This is a genomic window from Coleofasciculus sp. G3-WIS-01, from assembly GCF_040223135.1.
Taxonomy (GTDB): domain Bacteria; phylum Cyanobacteriota; class Cyanobacteriia; order Cyanobacteriales; family Coleofasciculaceae; genus Coleofasciculus.
Window position 1 is genome coordinate 57,704 of record NZ_JAVJZI010000072.1, and the last position, 21,556, is coordinate 79,259.

Here is a 21,556-nt window from a genome sequence, read left to right on the forward strand (position 1 = left end):
CTTGTCTCATTCATCAGTTACGTAGTTACCCTGTGGTGGGCAAGAGCAACGAACGATAATATAAAGGTGTAAAGTGATGTAATTCTTGCCCACCCTACATAAAAATGTCTTATCCTTGACTGTGGCAATATCTGAGTGATCTGCGATCGTCTGACATACTTCAGGGGAAAGTTTATTATAATTAATTAACAATAATAAATGTGGCAGCGAATGTAAGGGATAACCAATGACCAATGACTAATAACCAATGACCAATAACCAAAATCCTCTCTTCCAAAAAATCGAACAAATCCGACGCCGCCCCAATAAAGTTAAAGATACCGCCATTACCCTGGCACATGGTAGTGGTGGTAAAGCCATGCGGGATTTAATTGATGATATTTTTGTCGGTAGTTTCGATAATCCCATCCTCTCTCAACTCGAAGATCAAGCCACAATCCCCCTAGCAAAACTAATTAGTCAAGGAGATCGATTAGCCTTTACCACAGATTCTTATGTCGTCGATCCCCTATTTTTTCCTGGTAGTAATATCGGCGAATTAGCCATTAATGGTACCGTCAACGATTTAGCGGTTAGTGGGGCAAAACCCCTGTATCTAACCTGTAGCATGATTATGGAAGAAGGGCTACCCGTTGAAACATTACGGCAAGTCGTTCTAAGTATGAAAACAGCCGCAGATGCTGCTGGGGTGCAAGTGGTAACAGGAGATACCAAAGTTGTCCATCGCGGATCTGCCGATAAACTCTTTATCAATACAGCCGGAATTGGTGTTATTAGAGAAGGTGTTTCTATCTCCGCCCATCATATTCAACCCGGTGATGCGGTGATTATTAATGGTCAATTGGGAGATCATGGTGCGGCTATTTTAATCGCCCGTGGGGAATTGGCATTATCAACAGAAATTAAAAGCGACTGTCAAGCGTTAAATGGGTTAGTGGATGCAATTCTTGCGGTTTGTCCCCAAATTCATGGGATGCGGGATGCAACTCGCGGTGGTGTTGCTACAGTGTTAAATGAATTCGCCCAAAGTTCGGAAGTTGGCATTCGTTTGGATGAGGCGTCGATTCCGATTCGGGAAGAGGTAAGGGGGGTTTGTGAAATTTTGGGATTAGATCCGTTATATCTAGCCAATGAAGGGAAACTGGTAGTTATTGTACCGCGATCGCACGCTGAATCTGTAGTATCTGCAATGAAGTCTCACCCAGCCGGAGAGGATTCTTGTATTGTGGGTGAAGTGATTGACTCACCTACCGGAGTTGTATTACTGCAAACCGCTTTTGGTGCGGAACGTATTGTTGATATGCTAGTGGGTGATCAATTACCTAGAATTTGTTAACGACTGTATTGTACAGATGGTAGAGACGTAGCATGCTACGTCTCTACCAAGTCAGAAACAAAAAATAAACGGATAGGTAGCAACGATTCCCTATTTGGCTCATTGCTATTTTCTGTTCTATTTCCATGTTGCAGAAACACAGTATTCAAACAGTTCTTTCTTACTGTTTCGCTTGCGAATAACTTGACTGCCAATATTGGTATATCCTAGTTGCTTTAAGGATTCTTCCAAAAATTTTTCCGTATTAACCGGAATCCCATAGAAAGAAGAATTACCGACAATGTATGAAAGCACTGCATTATCCTGTAAGTTCTGACGCAAATTCTCAAAATGTAAGTGCATATCATAGAAATATTTCTCGACATATTTTGCCATAAGCCGAGCATTCTTATTTTCGGATTCCCCAATTTGGGAAACAATCCTGTTCAGCGAACCTGACAATTCTATTCCATTAAATTCCCAACTCTGTAATCTACTTGTCGCCACACCCCACGTTCCCCCAATAGCTTGCCAGTCTATCTCACCCGCTTCTTTGGCAGTATCTAGAAACTTTGTCCAATACATATAGGGACGAAGTTCACGGATGTAACTCATCCGATTGGGGTAAGGTGGTGAGGTCACTACATGAGAATACTTCACGTCATTGATGGATATAGAGTAGCGTGAATCAGCATAGAATACAGTTGCCTTACCTGCTAACGGGTAACTTATACTATTAACTATCGCCTCAATAATCACTTGGTAAAGCTGTTCAATCTGTTCAATTTCATACCAAATCACTTGATCATGAAACGACATAGACACATGATTAAATGCGGCGGAAGAGGTTTCAATAACCAAACGACAAAAAGCTACCCATGCCAACGAAGAAACATCACCCTCTTTCGGTTCACCAAATTCGTTCACTAAAGCTTGCCGAAGCGCTGCCAGAATTTTTAAGGTATGTGTACTCCACCAGCGAGTAATGTTATAAATTTCAGGAGTCCAGCACTCTTGGTTGATTAAAAATTTGCATTGATGAATCGTTGTTTTAATCCTCTGATTAAAGTCATCCAGTTCAGAGAAAGAATAATTCCGGCATTTTGCATTACCCAGCCATATCAGAAATCTATTGATATCTAAACAATGAGCTTGTAATCCTTGTTCAGCCGCCACTAAACCAGTTGTAGCTGTTCCAGAGAAAGGGTCAAGGATGAATGATTCACTGGGAATCTTATTAATCATCTCTGACACTAATTTTACTGAGTAGGCTGGGGTTAATCGTAACCATCCATGCCTTGCCAATTTTTGATTGTATTTAAAGGTGTAATCTGACCGTTGGTTAACCTGAATATCCATTATTCAGCACTCAGTAATGTTTCCAGAACCTCATGGATCTCATGCTTAATCTCATCCGATTTCCTCTGAAAAAAATCTGCCAGGTTATACCCTAGCACTTGTTCACAAAAGGCATATAGAGAGATTTGTGGATCACCATTCATTGTGCCAATCAGAATTCCGCAACGGTTGTTCCGATATCTCAATACAATATCTGAATCTATCTGTGCTGAAAAGATAGCAAATACCGGAAGATAATCATTTGCCCAAGCTACTGTAGCATTGTCTATGTCAGCATTCTGACGCTTGCTATCTTTGCTCTTATATCCCTGTCTCACCTCAAAGACAATACCATTGGAGGGTTGAGTCACTTCACTTAAGCCATTGCAATAATCGGTTATCCACTGATTAACCTTGTTCAACACGGACTGATTCCTGATCTCTGACAGTTTTAGCCGACCCTTCCCTTCTGCCTTGGAGCCTTCTGCCCTCTGCCTTCAATTAATGTGATTTTAGGGGTACGATATATCGTACCCCGACCAACTTAGGGATCGACCCAACGATCATCCGCTTTAATTAAATTAATCAACTCCTCAACCCCCTGATCTTCCGGCACCTTCTTAATCTCCTCCCGTCCCCGATACAGAGAAATATAACCGGGTTGTTTACCCACATAGCCATAATCAGCATCTGCCATTTCCCCTGGACCATTAACAATACAACCCATCACAGCAATATCTAAACCCGTCAGGTGTTTCGTCGCTTCCCGAACTTCGTGCAGTACGTCTTCTAAATTAAACAACGTGCGACCGCAGGAAGGACAGGCGACATATTCCACCATCGTCTTCCGCAGTCCCAAAGCCTGAAGAATGCTATAGCAAACCGGAATTTCTTTTTCTGGCGCTTCCGTCAAGGAAACGCGAATGGTATCGCCAATCCCTTCCGCTAATAGCGTACCAATACCCGCTGTAGACTTAATCCGTCCATATTCCCCATCACCGGCTTCTGTAACACCCAGATGTAAGGGGTAATCCATCCCCAACTCATCCATGCGCCGTACCATTAACCGATACGCCGCCAGCATCACCGGCACACGGGAGGCTTTCAGGGAAATCACCAGATTGCGGAAGTCGAGGGATTCACAAATTTGGATAAATTCCAGCGCCGATTCCACCATCCCTTCTGGGGTATCGCCGTAGGTAAATAGCATCCGTTCCGCCAGGGAACCGTGATTCACGCCGATTCGCATGGCTTTCCCTTGATCTCGTAGAGAAACGACAAGGGGTTCTAAGGTTTCCTTAATCTTTGCGCCAATTTGTTCAAATTCAGCTTGAGTATACTCTGTGCGATCGCTCTTTGGTTTCTCGAACACATATAACCCTGGATTGATCCGCACTTTATCCACATGCTTGGCGACTTCTAGGGCGATTTTCATCCCATTGTGGTGAACATCCGCCACCAAGGGAACCTCTTGGTACGTCTGAATCAGTTTCTCCTTGATTTGGGCGAGGGCTTTGGCGTGCGCCATACTGGGAACCGTGACTCGGACTATCTCACAGCCAATTTCATGGAGGCGGCGAATTCCAGCCACTGAACCCTCAAGATCTAACGTATCTTCATTAATCATCGACTGCACCACCACCGGATGTCCGCCACCAATCGTGACATTCCCGACTCGCACTGGGCGGGTTTGGCGACGGTGGATAACGGTATCTAATGCTGGGGGTTTGGGGGCGGTTTGAGGGGTTGGAAGTGTTTGCATAACCTATCGGGATAATTTCTGTAGTCAGACTATTTGTATGTTCTCTATTCTCTCAGAGTGCCACAGTTGGGGCGTTTTTGGGTTAAGGCAAGAGAAAGTGCGATCGCGCCTACCCTTGTTGGTTATACCATCTCTGTTTAGTTATGCAACGAATACATCCTACCCGATAAAAATAGGGATCTGTTATGCCAAGCCTGACATAACAGTTTCTAAGATGGTGTAGTACAGTAACCATGAAAGCGATATTCTACTCTGGGAAAGGTGTATCACATCGCATCGAGCCTCTGTAGGGGCGGGTTTCACCACTATCTTTTCGGTTGCACCCAGATTTTACTAAACCCGCCCCGACGTTGCATGCAACGTCTCTAAAACTTTTTGAGCTTAAAGAATTTTGTTGAAAAAGGTAAAGAATAAAACGCCCTTAATTCAGTTGAGAAAATTTATGTCTAGATGCTTGTCATCACTCACAATCATCCCTTCTTAGTGAATTTTCAATTCTAATCAACTCTAAGTTGCTGTGTGGTGGGTAAGAGCAACAAACTATACTCTTATTATAACTCTTGCCCACCCTACATAAAATTTGCTGATTGAGACTAGTGCAAGATGTGAGTTGAATGCAATTCCAACTAATCGGGAAAATCAGGAATCACCCACTTTGGTGGTTCCATCCGTTTCTTCCGTCGCGCCTCCTCAGCCATCTCATGCATTTTATCCAATGACGTCTCATTGATAAACGTTGAGGCTTTAGCCGCATATTCCTTATTGGGACATTTATCACCCAATACGCAACCATTGACGCAGGCTTCAGCACAGTTTATGGTAGCTTCCACTTCTCCCCTCCTTATTTCCAGCTTCGTCGGACAGTTTTAAACGCTATATCCTATTTCTCTATATTTAAAAATTTTAATACATTTCGCCAATTCTGGGGACTACAGTCCTACTAGTTGACAAATAGTCTATATTTTTTTATAATCAATAGTTTACTATTTTCTAAAAAGTCACGAATAACAAATGACAAATAACTATTGCAGCCGCTTCTTTTCCCCCTGATAGCGTAGCAACTCACCCACAAACGCAATTGCCCCAGATGCGACAATTAAAATCACACTCAAGGCATTAATATCCGGTTTCACGCCAGTGCGAATGCGGCTAAAAATTTCCATCGGTAGAGTCGTCGAGCCGGTGCCAGCCGTAAAGCTAGCAATCAGAAAATCGTCCATACTCAGAACAAAGGAAATTAAACATCCCGCGATTATGGCAGGCATCAATTCTGGCAACAACACTTTAATAAACGCTTGAAATGGAGTCGCCCCTAAATCGAGTGCTGCTTCTTCCAAATACGGATCAAGACTAGAAATGCGCGAAGAGACAACAAAGGCAATGTATGCCAGACAGAATACCACATGTGCCGCCACAATCGTCCACAAGCTTAACGGCGTGCCAATCACCGCCAAAAACACCAGAGTTGCCACCGCGATCGCAATATCGGGAATAATCAACGGTAAGTAAGACACACCGCGATATAACCCCTTCCCCGTAAATTGATAACGGGCTAACCCCACTGACATCAATGTGCCAATCACGGCGGAAATGATCACAGCAACGAAAGCGACTGTCAAGCTATTTTGCAATGACTTCAGCACCCGCGTATCGCTAAATAACTTAATGTACCACTCCAGCGTAAATCCCTGCCAATTAGCGCTATATGCTGATGCATTAAAGCTGTAAAATGTCAAGACCAAAATTGGCAGATACATATAAAAAAACATCAGCAAAGAAAAGATCCCTTGCCAAGAAAAGCTCGGCTTGAGTTTAGATGATTGCATCTCGACGGGAAGATCCTCCTGCTGATGGCTTACTGAGTCTGTCATCAATTTTTAACCTAATGCTGCTGGAGCAATTGTTAGGGAGAGTTGGTTTACATGAATCGGGTTAACTGGATACGGTAACGCTCTTTTTTGGTTATAGCAACATCTCCAACTTGCAAACGTCCTTTACCCCGAATCGCGATTAAGTCACCCGATTTAACCGAGTAACTCGCTTGGCTAATCTCTTTCCAGTTTACCCGCACATCACCTGCGCCAATCATATCCGCCATCTTACTGCGGGATGTGCCAAATCCGGCTGACGCGATCGCATCCAGGCGCATTGATGCTTCAACTGTCGTCATTTCTTTCTTCTTCGGTTCTCGAATCTTGAGTTGACTCAACTCAATGGGTCGAGCTTTCACCGGAACCGAACGCACTTGAGTCAGCTGCGTCTCCAGAAACGCGGCAATTTCTGGAACCACAATCACTTGAGCGCCGCGTTCACCCAAAACAATAATATCGCCGACTTTTTCTCGAACTATCCCCGTACCCAGAATCGCGCCCAAGAAATCCCGATGGGTGGCTGGATCAAACAGAAAATTGCCCTCAATATCTAACGCTGCTACCTCAACTTGAGACTGATCCACAGGTAATTCTTCACGGGCGATCCCCAGACGTTGACGTTCAGCTTGAGGATATCCCCCCCATGGCAAAAGTTGTACCTCTGTCAACCGCGCAAACTGCTGCTGAATTTCCACTAGCGCTGGCGGTGAGAGGAAATCGCTCAACACCACTTCCCAGGTTTTGATGGCTTGCTCTGCTTGATCGATTACACGGGCAACCGTATCGCGATTTTCGACGCCTTTGAGTAAATCCTCTCGTGGCAGCATGGGAATGATGAGTTATGAATTATGCATAATTTTGTTATTATATTTCATCCCTGAAAAAATTGCTAAAGTTATTTGTTTGGGAATAGAAACTAGCCGATGAACCGAACTGAGCACTCTATCCTACTCTGACTTACTCCTATGTCACTGTTTTACCTGCGAGTTTTAATCCTAACGGCTACAACCTTGTATCAAGCGATCGCCTGCTGGCGAGAAGATCATACACCACCACCGGGTCAACGGGTGGATGTGGGCGGTTTCTGCTTGCATTACGTTACAGCAGGAACCGGATATCCAACCGTTGTACTCGATCATAGTTTGGGCGGAGTTGAGGGCTATTTTTTGGTGGATGAATTGGCGCAACTTTCGCGGGTTTGTATTTATGATCGTGCGGGTTTTGGCTGGAGCGATCACAGCCCTCATCCTCGCACCAGTCATCAGATTGTCACCGAACTTGACCAGATGTTGACCCTGGCGGGTTTAGAACCTCCCTATATTTTAGTAGGCAACTCCTTTGGCAGTTATAATATGCGTCTTTACGCCCATCGCTACCCTGAAAAAGTTGTAGGATTAGTCCTGACCGACGGGTTACATGAATCAGCGATGTTAAAAATGCCCCTAATCCTGCGCGGATTACAATTGTTCTTTGCGTCAGGCTTTATCATGTCCGTTTTGGGAGCAACATTGGGCATCATTCGTCTGCTAAATATAATTGGCGTATTTGAATTAATTAAACCTAAATTACGTCAGTTTTCTCTTGATTCCCGTCAAGCGGTAAAACGTTCTTTCTGTCGTCCTAAACACTGGGTAACGATGACACGAGAAATCTTGAGTTTAGATACAAGTGGTCGCCAAGTCCGCTGCGCTAGTCATCTTAAGGATCTGCCGATTGTTAGTCTTAAAGCCTCTTCATTTTTTATTCCTTCACTTCTAACCGTTTTGATGCCATTGAAAGCTGCGAATAAATTACGCGATCGCATCCACGATGACTTGGCTAAACTCTCGACGAATTGCGTGCAACTTTCGGTTGAAAACAGCGGTCATTTTGTCTGGGTGGATCGACCAGATGCGATTATCCAAGCCGTAAAAATCCTATTAGAAAGACTGGACTATTAATTAGGGTTCATTTCAGGAAATTCAAGTGAGGATTTAACCATCAACACCGTTAATCGCCTTTTTTAATTCAATGGTTAAGTTGAGCCGTCTGACTGGAACGGCTTAATCTTTAAACCAATTGTTTTCTTGTCTACCCAACAAGGTTTTAATATCACCTTAGACTGTCATTCGGTATAGCCTTGAATCGTTTCCGGCTCAAACTTTTTCAATAAAGGAGTAGCTTGGCGAATTAAGTCCTCTGAACCTTTAACAACAATTATATATTTCCCCTGATTGAGGCGATTGCGGTAAGGGAGTGCGTCACCACTACCCAAGGCGATACCCACACCACCACCGACAAAAAAGCTGCCCATAGCTGCCGCGATCGCACCGAAGAACCCGCCAATGATATGATTGCCTATGGGACTTATAGGTAGAATTTCAATCGCCGTGAGTAGATTAAAGGCATATCCCGCCGCAAAGCCAAAGGGGAGCAACCAATAGGCGAGTTGCTTAACTTGCTTAATCGCCTGGAGATTAGGGTCAATCAAGCCAAACTCATCAGCACTTTGATAACCTTTACCGAGAATCGTGACTTGATTCATCGGTAAGCCTCTTTTTTCCAGAACCGTGTAAGCTTCTTCGGCTTCAATGCGATTTTCCAGGACAGCAATCAGGTAGTTCATGGGAGATGTAATAGAATAATTTCAGACCTTATATCATTTACTGCTCAGATGGTATAGTTATAGATTTTTAGTGCCTCTGGTACAGGTTATCGATTAATATATTCAATAGTTATTATTTCCAAAAAATTCGTCTTCAACACGATCTAAAATTTTTGTAAAAGCTTTTATTTTTGCTTCAAAAGAAAAATTCTTTGTTGCATAAACTCTAGCTTCTTTGCCTAGAGAAAATCTTAGATCAGTATTATTAAAAAGTAATTCAATCGATTCAACTAAAGCCTCGCATGAATTAGGTTTAACTAATATACCTGTCTTACCATCCTGAATATAATCTTCAGTTCCTGCACATTTTGTAGCAATTACAGCTCTACCCATACGCATTGCATCGATAACGGTTCTCTGTCCCGCTGCTGTTTCATTATCAATGAGAGGAATAATATTTAAAATAGCTTCTTGAGCTAAACGTCTGCACTCATCAATAGTTACATTAGACATAATTTCGACTTTAGCTGGAATAGTTAAGCCTCTTATAGCATGTTTAGCCACTACAACTATTGTTCGTATATGGAGTTTTCCTACAGCTTTGAAAAATGTTGAGTAGTCACGATTAGCAGATCCCATTGCCAGTATAAACGGTTTATCTTTTTCCTCTGAATAATTCAGAGGTATTTCAGGTCCTGCTAACGGTATAAAATCAAATCGTTCCAGAGGTAAACTAAGCCATTTACTATAGGTTTCCCTTTCACGATGGGAGTAAACGACAAATCGATTTATATTTCTTAAAGTTGTTTGACTTAGCCATTGCTTTAAGCCGGGATAGCAACGACCAAGATTAAAAGATGAAGCTACCACAGGAATAGGTTCTCTAGCTAATCTTTTTCGTAACCCAACTGCCACTGCTAATTGCGGAAACTCGGTGATAATTCCACCATGCAAATCTTGATAAAGATCGCCGCTTTGTTTCCAGATTTCTAGCCAATCTCGATAAGGAGTCACACGAGAAGAACGGTTATGCCAATTTTGATTAACCAATGAAGATCTTCGTGGCACATAATGAAAATGATGACGCTCACCAGTAATTAATGAACTTATCGCTAGGTTGTTAGAGTTAGGATTTCCTATACGTGTCCATTCCATTTTATTTGCACTCTAGGTAATCGAACTAATTCAGAACTTAGGCACTCAAACAAAATCTTTGTCTTTGGAGTGTTAGTAAAGTAACTGAAAGCTTCATTATACTATTTTTGTTCTAGCGGATCAACACCACCGCCCACAAAAAAGCTCCCCATAGCTGCCGCGATCGCAACGTCCTAATACAGCCAGGTACACTCCAGACAGGATAAGGATTTCATCGGTTAACACTTCTTCACCAACACCCACTTAAACCCAGGGAAGTTTAAATCTTTCAGTCAATGTGGTAAGTACTGACCCCTTTACCGTTACAATAACCTACTGCGGTCAGTCATCGCGATTGTCCGGCGATAGCCCTGTTGTGTAGTTGATAAGCTGTCCTATATTAATTTACAGTAAGGCGCAATCGGTGTAGCTCATTTCAACCCTTCTACTGGCAATGTCTAAAGTACTTGTATCCGATCCCATTGATCAAGCTGGAATTGATATTCTCTCCCAAGTGGCTCAGGTTGATGTGAAAACCACTCTATCGCCTGAGGAACTCGTTGGTATCATCGCTGACTATGATGCCATGATGATTCGCTCTGGCACTCGTGTGACTCAAGAAATCATCGAAGCCGGCAAACAACTGAAAATTATTGGACGTGCAGGAGTTGGCGTTGATAACGTTGATGTCCCGGCGGCTACCCGTCAGGGTATTGTGGTGGTTAACTCCCCCGAAGGGAACACCATCGCTGCGGCTGAACACGCTTTAGCGATGATGCTGTCGTTATCACGCCATATCCCAGAAGCCAATCAGTCGGTGAAAAATAGTCAATGGGATCGTAAACGCTTTATCGGCGCCGAAGTTTACAAAAAAACCCTGGGTATTGTTGGCTTGGGTAAAATTGGTTCCCATGTGGCAACAGTCGCCCGTTCCATGGGGATGAAGTTACTGGCTTATGATCCCTTTATTTCCCTGGAACGAGCGGAGCAGCTAGGCTGTCGCCTAGTGGATATGGATTTGTTGTTGCGGGAGTCGGATTACATCACCCTGCATATTCCCAAAACCCCGGAAACCACTCATCTAATTAATGCCGAAGCCTTGGCGAAAATGAAACCGACTGCTCGAATTATCAATTGCTCTAGAGGTGGAGTAATTGACGAGGCGGCACTTTCAGAAGCGTTAAAGACAGGTAAAATAGCTGGGGCAGCACTGGATGTATTTGAGTCAGAACCCCTGGGAGAATCTCCCCTGCGAGAATTGGGCAAGGAAGTGATCCTCACGCCTCACCTCGGTGCCTCAACAGCAGAAGCCCAAGTTAATGTTGCCATTGATGTGGCTGAACAAATTCGTGATGTCCTCTTAGGATTACCTGCCCGTTCAGCTGTAAATATTCCCGGATTATCGCCTAATGTGTTAGAACAGCTCAAACCGTACATGCGTTTGGCAGAAACCCTAGGAAATTTAGTCAGTCAGTTAGCGGGTGGGCGGATTGAACTGCTGAATGTCCGGTTACAAGGGGAGTTAGCCACAAATAATAGTCAGCCATTAGTGGTAGCTTCTCTGAAAGGACTATTATCCCAAGCCTTACGTGAGCGGGTGAACTACGTCAATGCTTCAATTGAGGCAAAAGAGCGAGGAATTCGGGTGATTGAAACCCGCGATGCTTCGGTTCAAGATTATTCTGGTGGTTCGCTGCTGCTATCGGCTAAGGGTTCCTTGGGTGAACATTCGGTGACGGGAGCGCTATTGAGCGATGGTGAAATTCATATCACCAGTATTGACGAGTTTCCGATTAATGTGCCACCGAGTCACCACATGCTTTTTACCCTGCACCGCGATATGCCGGGAATTATTGGTAAAATTGGGTCGCTGCTGGGTAGTTTTAATGTGAATATCGCCAGTATGCAGGTCGGTCGCAAAATTGTCCGAGGTGATGCTGTAATGGTCTTGAGCATTGATGATCCCCTACCGGAGGGAATTTTGACCGAAATCACCAAAGTTCCTGGTATTCGGGACGCTTATACGGTAACACTGTAGTCACGTCAATTTTGGATTTTGGGTTTTGGATTTTGGATAACTCAGACAGTAGAACAACGATTCTCCGGTATCTGTTGGTTTTCAACGGCTCTCCCTCAATCTAAAATCTGAAATCTAAAATCTGAAATCGTATGGCAAATAGCTGGTGGGAAATTACAATTTTGAGTGATCCATCCTTGGAGGATTTAATCTTCTGGCGACTGGAGAGTTTCGGCTGTCGAGGGATGTCCTGTGAAAGCAAAGGACACTCTCAACTGATCCGAGCGCACTTACCCCAAAATCAGGCACATCTGTTGGATTTGGCAGCACTTTCCCTATGGTTGCGCCAAGATGCGCTGACGGTAGGATTGCCAATCCCCCTAACCCAGTGGCACTTGATTGATGAAGAAGACTGGGCAAGCAGTTGGAAGCAGTATTGGGAACCAACAGAAATTGGTGATCGCTTTTTGATTTATCCGGCTTGGTTATCTGTACCTCAACAAACCGAGCGACTGCTGTTGCGTCTCGATCCGGGTGCGGCATTTGGTACAGGAACCCATCCTACCACGCAGCTATGCTTGGAAGCCTTGGAAATGCGAATCGGTTATGATAATAGCCACCCAGTTATTGCGGATGTTGGGTGTGGATCGGGTATTTTGTCCATTGCCTCTGTATTATTGGGGGCAAAAAAAGCTTTGGCGGTGGATATTGATCCCCTAGCCGTGCGCTCCGCCCGCAGCAACCGAGAACTGAATCAGATTAGTGCTGATCGCTTAGTGGTGAAGAAAGGTAGTGTTGATCTATTGTCTCATCTTTTGAATGGGAAAAAGGTTGATGGTATTCTCTGTAATATCCTGGCAGAAGTGATTATGGATCTCATTCCCGGAATTAGTGCGATCGCAAGTCCTAAGAGTTGGGGAATTATTAGCGGGATATTGTTGGATCAGGCGAAACCCATTGCTGATACCCTAGAACAACATAACTGGACAGTGGCTACCCTATGGAAGCGTCAAGAGTGGTGTTGTTTCAATATTCGACGGTGATGATCATGAGTGCCGAATCATCAATAACTGCCCAATCATCAATAACTACAGTAGAGTGCCTATAATTCATACTAATTCGTTGAGCCTGGGGATGCCTGCGAATTTGTTGACTCGTTTAGCCTAAATGAATGCTTTTTTTCTATGATGAATGCCTTTGCCGCTCGTTTTAGCTTTGCTCTGCTTGTTCCTATAACCTGGTTGACAGTGGGCTTAACTGCGGCGGCAGTGAGAGCGCAAAATCAACTGTATAATCCCATTCCGATTCCTGAGCGTAATCAAATCTCTGATACCCTCACTGAGCAAGATATTCCTACGGGTGAGGGCGGGTTTGCCCGGGACTACACCCTCGAATTGAGTGCTGGTGACCAAGTGGCTATTGATTTGATTTCAGATAGCTTTGACACAATTGTCACACTCCTAGCCTCTGATGGCTCGACTATTGCCGAAAATGATGATGGTCCTGATGGCACGACGAATTCGTTGTTATTTTCCCGGATTACTGAAACCGGAACCTATATTATCCGGGTCCGTGCTTTTGGAGAGACGGGAGGGGGTTCTTTTACCTTGAAGGTGACACGTTTGCGACCCATTTGAATGATGAAATGCTAAAGGTTCAAATCCTCGACTCAATTGTAGAGACGCGCCATGCAATTGTAGAGACGCGCCATGGCGCGTCTCTACAAGTTTATTGACAAAATGTCCGAATTGACTGAGGATTTACCCCTATACATAGTAGGGACACGACATGTCGTGTCCCTACAAATTATCATGTCGTGTCCCTACAAATTATTGTTGATCGAGCTGATCATTTGTGACTTGCCGTCACAAACGCCGTAGCAAGTTTGAACCGTGGGTATCTGTACCACAAGTATTGAGCAAATTATAGGTGCTACTTAACTGTTTCACCTGCTGAGTTTGCTTAGGGCTCGGATGCCAAGGATCGGGGTTAGCGTAAGCATAATACGTTTCTACTCCATCAATTCCAAAATCGGCGGCGGCGGGAATGAGTTCATGGGCTGAACGCCTATAACGGCAGGGATGAGCCAGTACCGCCAATCCACCTGCCTGATGCAAAACATCAATTACAGTTGCTGCTTCAGCCTGCTGATGTTGGGGGGCTTTGCCTTGGAGATAAGGCTTTAAGCTGGAATGGTGGGGATCAAACCCATAGCCCAAGATATGAACATCCGTATTTAATAAGCGAGCAGTGATTTCTACGCCAGTCCAGAGGTGAGGAATTGCCTGAGTGGGTAAAGAGTGCTGGAGGGAATCTAGAAAGTTTTGAGCGATTTGATAACCACCGATTGTGTGATGATCAGTGATAGCAAACCCTTTCAGACCGATTGCAATGGCTTGTTCAATTAACGTTCTGGGATGAAGCTGACCATCAGAAGCCGTAGTATGACAATGGAAATTGTAGGAACGAGGACAACTATCGGGACCCAAGGTTTGCCAGATCTGCCGGAGAGCTTGTTGATCTTGTTCTGTTACTGGGGATGATATTAAAACTGGAGCCATTTTAACCACCATGTTTGCTGATATTATTAATAAATGAGTCTAATGAATGAGAGGCTCTCCTCAACTGCTCAAGACAGTAAGCTTGCCCAGAAATACGTCCTAATCATTTCAAATTGTCAACACTACCTTAGCAAAAATTATTAGTCATCATCTGTAGACACCCTGTAAAGCGGTCCCATTTTCCATTAGTCCTTTCTCTTGTCAGCATAAAATTAGCTAATCTTTCCCCTGCGTCCTGGAGGTAATAGGCTACGTCTGAAATATGCTCCTACAATGAGCCGCAACTCCGTATTGAATCGATACTCTCAGGAGAATCCCCCATCTAAACTGGAGGAGTTAGAGGGGGATAACGGTTAGATTTGAACCGTTAAAATGACAAGCTAAGAGAATCAAATTTTTTTGTTCGACCTCCTCCATATTCACCTGTTCCACTCCTTACTGGGCAAGAGAAACTTCGGAATTGCGAGTTTTCCAGGCAAATTCTAATAACTTAGTCCAGCGCTTTTGCAGTTGTTTGGGTGTACACTTGAGGGCTTTTGCAATCTCAGCATCACTCTTGTGGGCTTGTTTAAGAGACAGTAGTTGCTGTTGTTGCTGATCAAGTTCAGCTAAAAAGGTTTCCCATTGGTCAGACGACATGCCTAATTTTTGATCCAAATCAGCTCCCAGCCATTGGTGTACCAGTTTCCAGTGGGATGACCGGGCGAATTTTTCGACGTGATATTTAAAGCGCTGTTGTAGGTAGTCACGTTGGCGGGGGGTTAACCCTAAAATCTCATCGATTTCGGGTGCGGCGAGGTCTTGTAACTTTAAGACCAGATAATCCGCGCAGTCGGAGTGACCTTGTTGCTCAAGATAGTTGACCAGTTCAGTAACCACGCGATCGCGCAGTACCGACTCACTCGGATCAGTGGTTTGAGCGACCAAGTGAGCCCGCACTTGTTGCATCGCCGGTGAACGGCTGAGCTCTTGGGCTTCTTCCCCCTTGGCAAATTCCACCGCCTGCTCAATATCCAGAGGAGTTTCACTAGGTTGGCGTCTGGCAAAACTTTGCGCTCTCAGGACGATAAGCTGTTGACTGCAACGGTTCGGTAACGTAATTCGCCGCTTAGCATACTGTTCCGTAAACGCCATATACTCCGCCAGTTCAATTTGAGTGCGAGGCGTGTAGTCCACATCTACCTCATTTTCCCGGCGAAATGCTTTGAGGGACTCAGCATAAAAGTCTTGTAAAAAGTCCTCAATCAAATTATAGCGAGCCGAGAATTTTAACTGGGATTGGGGTTGGGCGATATGGCGATAAACCATGGCACTTAATGTGCTGTGTAATTCAACACGCCCTTGCTTAGAACCCAATTTATAGTAGCCTAAACACTTGTGTAAGCGGTGACGTGCCAGGGTTAATTGCCACGAGCGGACTTGACCAGAGGTTTGAATGCGATCGCTCTTGCTACAGATTCGTTGTACCTCCAGCGCTATCCGTTTTGCCACCACTTGAGCGCGACTGGGTAGAGGTTTGGACTCAGAACCCGAACCACCATTGTTTTGACCTAAAGGTTTGGAACCATAGAGTGCCGACCGCATTTCCTCTAGCAACAGATCAATTAAACTTTGAGTGTCTGTGCCGAAAACTTCCGGATTATCGAGGTGGTTTGGGGAAGGTTGAGTGATAGATTTTACAGTTTTAACGTTCATGGTATTGCCCCTAAAGACTACAGTTACGAATTACCCAGACATCAGCAGAGGAACGAGTGGTTATTTGGAATAAATACTCTGTTGCTGTCCACAATTTGAATGTAAAACGTTATGCTTAGTCTTTGGTTGAGTGGTGTGTCACTAAACAAGAGATCATGAGTAAACGGCAGACACCCTTACCGATTTAGGGACTAGGATTATGGCTGCTAACCCTTGCTCCACCTGCATTTAGGCACTTGACAAGGGTCTATTATTTCCATGGCTGTTGGAGTGAGTGAGAGTAGACAATTGACAAACTGGATTTATTTGTGGACTTTCGTCCGAAATCCGCCGTCTGTCTCCTGTAGTCCGAATGCTGAGCAGCGAAAGCCTAACTGGATTGGGTTTAACTTTAAAGGGTTACACCCATCAGTCTCACCTTATTCCCAACTCTGGCTAGCGGGTACAGCCCACGCCGTTGCGGCTTCCCATCCCAAACCTTGGCGCAGGATTGTCGGTTCATCCCCAGTCATATCCAGAATGGTAGATACCTGGAAACCGGGTTCCGAGCCATCCTCGACAATAATGTCCACTAAACCTTCAAACTGATCAAAGAGTTTGGCACTTTCAAGTCCCACAGTGGGGAAATGTCCCATCTCATCGGGTAAATGAGCCGACGTGGAAATCACGGGGTTGCCTAGCGCTTCGAGTATGGCTTGACAAACCGGATGATCCGGAACTCGGATACCACTGGTTTTGCGCTTGGGACTCATCACTAGTCGGGGTACTAATTTGGTTGCGGGTAGCACAAAGGTATAGGGTCCAGGAATCAAGCGTTTCATAATTCGGTAAGCTGGGTCACTCACCCAAGCATATTCAGAAATGTTGGATAACGAGGAACACAAAAACGTTAACGGCTTCTCATTCGAGAGTTGCTTTAAACGCCTGACCCGTTCCACAGCCGATTTGACATTCAGGTCGCAACCAATGGCATAGACGGTATCTGTGGGATATAACATCACCGCACCGTCTCGTAGGTCGTCCCTTATTTTCTCTATTCGGCGTATTTGAGGCGTTTCCGGATGGAGCGTGTAAATCGTTGCCATAATCGTTCAAAATGATTGCAATGGTTAGATGATCTAATAAAAACCTAAACCGTTACATAAAACTTACACAAATCTACCAATACCTGGTAGAATATGCTGTTTACTTCCTGCTTCATCCTGGCAGTGACGGCACTTAACCAGTCCACAGGCTAACGCCACCTAACTGGCGGCTATCTCCAAATTAATGGAGGCGTTGAAATCTCGGTCGATTTCCAGTCCACAGTTGTCACACCGGAAAAATCGCTCAGATAAAGGCATTTCATCCTTAACGGTATGACACCTCGAACAAGTTTTAGTCGAGGGATACCATTGGTCTACTACAACCAGTGTTGCTCCGTACAGCTTCCACTTGTACTCTAGCTGGCGTTTGAATTCGTAAAAACCCATATCCTGAATAGCTTTTGCTAGTTTATGGTTAGCCATCATTCCAGACACGTTCAACTTTTCTATCCCTATTCGGCTGTGTTTTTTGGCTAAATAGGATGTGAGTTTGTGCAACGTGTCTTTTCTAATGTTGGCTATTTTCCGGTGCAGACGGGCTATCTTGATTTGGGAAGACTTCCAGTTAGCTGAACCGATTTGCTTGTGGCGGTTCAACCATTGCAGGCGAGAGAGTTTTTTCTCGTACTTTCGATAAGCTTTCGCCCCCTCCACTACAACCCCGGTAGACAAGACGGCTAATGCTTTTATGCCGAGATCAACACCCACTACAAGGTGAGGCTTGGGTCGGTTAACTGGCTCATGTTCCAGCTTAAAGCTGATAAACCATCGGTCAGCCGTCCTGGATATGGTTACAGATTTGGGTTGAAAACAGACTGGTAGCCGTTCATAGGTCCTCAACCAACCAATTTTAGGGACTCTAATTTTAAAGTGGTCGAGCTTGATTGACCCATCCAGGGTAAAACTATCACCCCGCCCTTTTTTCTTAAACCGAGGCGGCTTTTTATTTTTCTCAAACGCATCTTTCCAGGCTTGAGCCAATTGCCTAAGCGCATACTGGGGGGCGCATTTACTCACCTCATAATACCAGGGGCAGATGGGTTTAACCAGCGCTACCAACCACTTATGTAGATCAATCCCAGTAGGAAACTTGATTTTATCCTCTGGGTTATCCTGGTTGTGATCAAGTATCTGTTTGGTTAAACCTAAACCCCAATTCCAAGCATGGCGAGAAACGCCACAATGTTTAGCTAGTGCTGTTCGCTGCTTGTTATTAAGTTTTAATTCGGTCTTAAAACCTAATAGCATTGGCTCAATCCGCTTAATCTGTGTTATATTCGTATTGTACACGGCCATAGCGAAAGTGTCAGGATGTCCAGGAAGAAGATCTACAACGAATCCAAGCGTAAACTCACCATGACGCTGACCGAAACGGCTGTTCGGTGGTTGGAGCAAGAGCGGGAAAGGATAGGTGCGAATAGTCTAAGTGACACGATTGAACGCATGGCGCGAAAAAAAGGTTAAAAACTACCGGAAAAATCGAGAAATTTCCGGCAAATAAGCCTTTTATCATTAACCCTATGACCTTAAGTGGGTACAATATGGAGTCGGCATTTGAAAAAGCAGGTGCACTGAGCCAGTGAAGCTATTTATTTACCACACCCCCGAACTTACCCCAACCGATAGGATGCCAGACTGTGCGATCGCGGTTGATGTGCTAAGAGCTACAACTACCATTGCCACAGCTTTGCACGCGGGTGCTGAAGCGGTTCAAGCCTTCAGCGATATCGAGCAGTTAATGCAAGTGAGCGAAAAATGGCTCCCAGAAAAACGCCTTCGCGCCGGAGAACGGGGCGGATCAAAAGTCGCTGGCTTTGATTTAGGCAATTCTCCCCTAGACTGCACGCCAGAGCGCGTCCAGGGATGCCGTTTGTTTATCACGACGACGAATGGGACTCGCGCATTACAGCGCGTGCAGAACGCCCCTGTGGTGCTAGCCGCCGCAATGGTGAATCGTCAGACGGTGGTGCAGTATCTGCTTGAGCAAAAGCCCGAAACTGTTTGGCTCGTGGGTTCAGGCTGGGAAGGCTCCTACTCCCTAGAAGATACCGCTTGTGCCGGTGCGATCGCAGATAGCCTCATCACTCACACCGATCATTCTCTTGGCGATATTGCGGGTAATGATGAAGTCATCGGCGCTCTTGCCCTTTATGCTCAGTGGAAAGACAACATGTTAGAAATGTTTCACCATGCCAGTCATGGTCAACGCCTACTCCGGTTAAACTGTCACGAAGATTTAAACTATTGCGCCCAAGCTGATATTTTAGACGTTTTACCCATTCAGAAAGAACCTGGAGTGTTAGTCAGAAAATTCTGAGATCAGTCAGGGCGGGTTTATTCACATCCCTTGTGAGGAAAGAAACGATAATAATGAAACCCGCCCCTACACATTCAATACTCCCTCCACTTCCCCTGCTTCCAGACGCGCCATAGCACGTCTCTACATTGCTTCCAGACGCGCCATGGCACGTCTCTACATTGCTTCCTAATCTAAAACTGTTGCAAAAAGCGCAAATCACTGGTATATAAGCGGCGGATATCATCAATTTGGTGCATAACTAGAGCAAAGCGTTCCGCGCCAAACCCCGCCGCAAACCCGGTATAAACTTCTGGGTCATAACCAACTGTTTTCAGCACATTGGGATCAACCATTCCACAGCCGCCCATCTCTAACCATTTCCCTCTCCATTTCACATCGATTTCCGCAGAAGGTTCTGTGAATGGGAAATAACTAGCACGTAAGCGAACATCTACGTCTTCACCAAATAATTCTTGGAAAAAGACTTTTAAAGTCCCTTTGAGATCCCCAAACGTGATCTCCTCATCAACCGCTAAAATTTCAATTTGATGGAAAACAGCGGAGTGTGTCGCATCAACCGTATCCCGGCGATAAACCCGTCCTGGTGCAATAATTCGGATGGGGGGTTCATTATTTTCCATGTAGCGAATCTGCACCGAAGAGGTATGGGTTCGCAGCAGGTTCCCATCGGGGAGGTAAAAGGTATCCTGCATATCCCGCGCCGGATGGTCTTGGGGGGTATTTAATGCCTCAAAATTATAGTAATCTGTCTCCATCTCTGGTCCGGTGGCGACGGTGTAACCCAGACCCACAAAGATGTCCAGAACTTGGTCAATGATACTATTGAGCGGGTGCATCCGACCTTGAGGACGATAAACCCCTGGCATCGTTACGTCAAGGGTTTCGGCGGCTAATTGTGCCTGAATTTGGGCAGCTTGTAAATCTTGGCGTTTGTTGTCAAGGGATTGCTGGAGGGCTTCTTTGACTTCATTCGCTAGCGCCCCAATTCGAGGTCTATCTTCGGGGGATAGCTTCCCCATCCCGCGCAAGATTTGGGATAACTGTCCTTTTTTCCCCAAGTAGTTTACGCGCAACTGTTCCAATTGATCCAGCGTATCCGTTTTTGCGATCGCAGGAGTGGCTTCTTGTTTGAGGGCAACTAATTGGGTCTCTAGCTCGTTGAGCGAAGTAGTCATGAATCAAGTCGTTATCAGGTTTGACAGAGGCAATGCTTGCCAAGGCTTTTCTTAGTTTACCCTTAACGGCTAGCGGCGAGGGGGAAAGAAAACCTTATTATATTCCGCCAACGCCAGAATTAGGAGTGCGATCGCTAATATAACCGCCGTGGTGATCCCGCCGTACTGGACTAGGGTTGTGGGGTTGATTTGGGTTAGGGGTGTGGGTGTGAAGGTTTCGATGGTGTTTGTTTGGGGTTCTAGATTGGGTTGGGTTTGGGGGTTGGGGTTGATCATGGTGTTTACCTCGGTTATCGATATAACCATGATGGCTTGGGCGATCGGTGTTTTAGGTAGGTAGAAGTAGGGGAATTTAGAACGTTAGTGTTTGTAGGGAGATGTAGGATAATGTTGGTTTGTTATTCGTCATTTGTCATTTAACCACCTGTAGGGGCGCAAGGCTTGCGCCCTCACGCCTGTAGTAACTAATCTTTTGGAATTGGAGTAATGATTAAATGGATAAGCTTGATCTTGAATTGCCTAAATCAGATCATCCTTGGGTGAAATTGGCGGGTAAGTATAAAGACGATCCACAATTTGATCAGATGCTGGATTATATCCAAGCTTACCGCCGTGAACTCGATACAGAAATGGAGGATTATTACAATCAGCTAGATGCAGAGAATGAACTCAAGTAAGTCTGTTGAAATCCTGTAGGGG

At 45.0% G+C, this 21,556-nt stretch carries 22 protein-coding genes; 8 read left to right on the forward strand and 14 right to left on the reverse strand.

Annotated features, from left to right (window positions below; genetic code table 11):
- The first annotated feature begins 247 nt into the window (after positions 1 to 247).
- A complete protein-coding gene (gene hypE / locus RIM23_RS07605; protein WP_446365879.1) occupies positions 248 to 1,336 on the forward strand; it encodes a hydrogenase expression/formation protein HypE in 1,089 nt (362 codons plus the stop codon).
- Between the two features lie 117 nt (positions 1,337 to 1,453).
- Here the strand turns inward: hypE and RIM23_RS07610 are convergent, their stop codons facing one another.
- The 6 genes from RIM23_RS07610 to RIM23_RS07635 form a co-directional block, all read right to left on the reverse strand.
- On the reverse strand, positions 1,454 to 2,674 hold the full coding sequence (locus RIM23_RS07610) for a DNA adenine methylase (RefSeq protein ID WP_446365881.1): 1,221 nt from the start codon (positions 2,672 to 2,674) through the stop codon (positions 1,454 to 1,456).
- On the reverse strand, positions 2,674 to 3,078 hold the full coding sequence (locus RIM23_RS07615) for a hypothetical protein (protein ID WP_446365883.1): 405 nt from the start codon (positions 3,076 to 3,078) through the stop codon (positions 2,674 to 2,676). The genes RIM23_RS07610 and RIM23_RS07615 overlap by 1 nt, the downstream gene beginning before the upstream one ends.
- Positions 3,079 to 3,197: 119 nt before the next feature.
- Complete coding sequence (gene ispG, locus RIM23_RS07620; RefSeq protein WP_446355764.1) at positions 3,198 to 4,415, reverse strand: (E)-4-hydroxy-3-methylbut-2-enyl-diphosphate synthase; 1,218 nt, start codon at positions 4,413 to 4,415, stop codon at positions 3,198 to 3,200.
- A 626-nt stretch (positions 4,416 to 5,041) separates the two neighbouring features.
- On the reverse strand, positions 5,042 to 5,245 hold the full coding sequence (locus RIM23_RS07625; protein ID WP_446365885.1) for a hypothetical protein: 204 nt from the start codon (positions 5,243 to 5,245) through the stop codon (positions 5,042 to 5,044).
- A gap of 192 nt (positions 5,246 to 5,437) precedes the next feature.
- On the reverse strand, positions 5,438 to 6,286 hold the full coding sequence (locus RIM23_RS07630) for an ABC transporter permease (RefSeq protein ID WP_446365887.1): 849 nt from the start codon (positions 6,284 to 6,286) through the stop codon (positions 5,438 to 5,440).
- Positions 6,287 to 6,333: 47 nt separating this feature from the next.
- Entirely contained in the window at positions 6,334 to 7,113 is a 780-nt protein-coding gene (locus RIM23_RS07635; protein ID WP_446365889.1) for a photosystem II S4 domain protein, read from the reverse strand.
- Between the two features lie 138 nt (positions 7,114 to 7,251).
- On the opposite strand from RIM23_RS07635, the gene RIM23_RS07640 reads away from it, so the two are divergent.
- Positions 7,252 to 8,226, forward strand: coding sequence for an alpha/beta fold hydrolase (locus tag RIM23_RS07640; RefSeq protein ID WP_446365891.1), 975 nt, complete (start codon positions 7,252 to 7,254; stop codon positions 8,224 to 8,226).
- A 164-nt stretch (positions 8,227 to 8,390) separates the two neighbouring features.
- Here RIM23_RS07640 and RIM23_RS07645 read toward each other — a convergent pair whose 3' ends face one another.
- The gene (locus RIM23_RS07645; RefSeq protein ID WP_446355750.1) at positions 8,391 to 8,891 is read right to left on the reverse strand and encodes a hypothetical protein; all 501 of its coding nucleotides are present in this window, start codon (positions 8,889 to 8,891) and stop codon (positions 8,391 to 8,393) included.
- A 102-nt stretch (positions 8,892 to 8,993) separates the two neighbouring features.
- Positions 8,994 to 10,025 (reverse strand): glycosyltransferase family 4 protein, encoded by a 1,032-nt coding sequence (locus RIM23_RS07650; protein ID WP_446365893.1) that lies wholly within the window; start codon positions 10,023 to 10,025, stop codon positions 8,994 to 8,996.
- A 433-nt stretch (positions 10,026 to 10,458) separates the two neighbouring features.
- On the opposite strand from RIM23_RS07650, the gene serA reads away from it, so the two are divergent.
- The 3 genes from serA to RIM23_RS07665 all read left to right on the forward strand — a co-directional run bounded on the left by serA (position 10,459) and on the right by RIM23_RS07665 (position 13,658).
- A complete protein-coding gene (gene serA / locus RIM23_RS07655) occupies positions 10,459 to 12,042 on the forward strand; it encodes a phosphoglycerate dehydrogenase (RefSeq protein ID WP_446365895.1) in 1,584 nt (527 codons plus the stop codon).
- A gap of 131 nt (positions 12,043 to 12,173) precedes the next feature.
- Positions 12,174 to 13,064, forward strand: a complete 891-nt coding sequence (gene prmA, locus RIM23_RS07660; protein WP_446365897.1) for a 50S ribosomal protein L11 methyltransferase — start codon at positions 12,174 to 12,176, stop codon at positions 13,062 to 13,064.
- 141 nt (positions 13,065 to 13,205) lie between these two features.
- Positions 13,206 to 13,658 carry a PPC domain-containing protein gene (locus RIM23_RS07665; RefSeq protein WP_446355745.1) on the forward strand — a complete coding sequence of 151 codons (453 nt, stop codon included), beginning with the start codon at positions 13,206 to 13,208 and terminating at the stop codon, positions 13,656 to 13,658.
- Between the two features lie 228 nt (positions 13,659 to 13,886).
- Here RIM23_RS07665 and RIM23_RS07670 read toward each other — a convergent pair whose 3' ends face one another.
- From RIM23_RS07670 to RIM23_RS07685, 4 genes are all read right to left on the reverse strand, one after another.
- The gene (locus RIM23_RS07670; protein ID WP_446365899.1) at positions 13,887 to 14,594 is read right to left on the reverse strand and encodes a PHP domain-containing protein; all 708 of its coding nucleotides are present in this window, start codon (positions 14,592 to 14,594) and stop codon (positions 13,887 to 13,889) included.
- Between the two features lie 423 nt (positions 14,595 to 15,017).
- Positions 15,018 to 16,277, reverse strand: a complete 1,260-nt coding sequence (locus RIM23_RS07675; RefSeq protein ID WP_446365901.1) for a HetZ-related protein — start codon at positions 16,275 to 16,277, stop codon at positions 15,018 to 15,020.
- 419 nt (positions 16,278 to 16,696) lie between these two features.
- Entirely contained in the window at positions 16,697 to 17,362 is a 666-nt protein-coding gene (locus RIM23_RS07680) for an L-threonylcarbamoyladenylate synthase (RefSeq protein WP_446354827.1), read from the reverse strand.
- Between the two features lie 159 nt (positions 17,363 to 17,521).
- Positions 17,522 to 18,610 (reverse strand): RNA-guided endonuclease InsQ/TnpB family protein, encoded by a 1,089-nt coding sequence (locus tag RIM23_RS07685; RefSeq protein ID WP_446365960.1) that lies wholly within the window; start codon positions 18,608 to 18,610, stop codon positions 17,522 to 17,524.
- A gap of 63 nt (positions 18,611 to 18,673) precedes the next feature.
- On the opposite strand from RIM23_RS07685, the gene RIM23_RS07690 reads away from it, so the two are divergent.
- Positions 18,674 to 18,826 carry a hypothetical protein gene (locus tag RIM23_RS07690; protein WP_446365903.1) on the forward strand — a complete coding sequence of 51 codons (153 nt, stop codon included), beginning with the start codon at positions 18,674 to 18,676 and terminating at the stop codon, positions 18,824 to 18,826.
- Positions 18,827 to 18,941: 115 nt separating this feature from the next.
- Positions 18,942 to 19,679 (forward strand): 2-phosphosulfolactate phosphatase family protein, encoded by a 738-nt coding sequence (locus RIM23_RS07695; RefSeq protein ID WP_446365905.1) that lies wholly within the window; start codon positions 18,942 to 18,944, stop codon positions 19,677 to 19,679.
- A gap of 173 nt (positions 19,680 to 19,852) precedes the next feature.
- Here the strand turns inward: RIM23_RS07695 and pheS are convergent, their stop codons facing one another.
- Positions 19,853 to 20,857, reverse strand: coding sequence for a phenylalanine--tRNA ligase subunit alpha (pheS, locus tag RIM23_RS07700; protein WP_446365907.1), 1,005 nt, complete (start codon positions 20,855 to 20,857; stop codon positions 19,853 to 19,855).
- Positions 20,858 to 20,926: 69 nt separating this feature from the next.
- The gene (locus RIM23_RS07705; protein WP_446365909.1) at positions 20,927 to 21,133 is read right to left on the reverse strand and encodes a hypothetical protein; all 207 of its coding nucleotides are present in this window, start codon (positions 21,131 to 21,133) and stop codon (positions 20,927 to 20,929) included.
- A gap of 218 nt (positions 21,134 to 21,351) precedes the next feature.
- On the opposite strand from RIM23_RS07705, the gene RIM23_RS07710 reads away from it, so the two are divergent.
- Positions 21,352 to 21,534 (forward strand): hypothetical protein, encoded by a 183-nt coding sequence (locus RIM23_RS07710; RefSeq protein ID WP_446365910.1) that lies wholly within the window; start codon positions 21,352 to 21,354, stop codon positions 21,532 to 21,534.
- Positions 21,535 to 21,556: the final 22 nt, after the last annotated feature.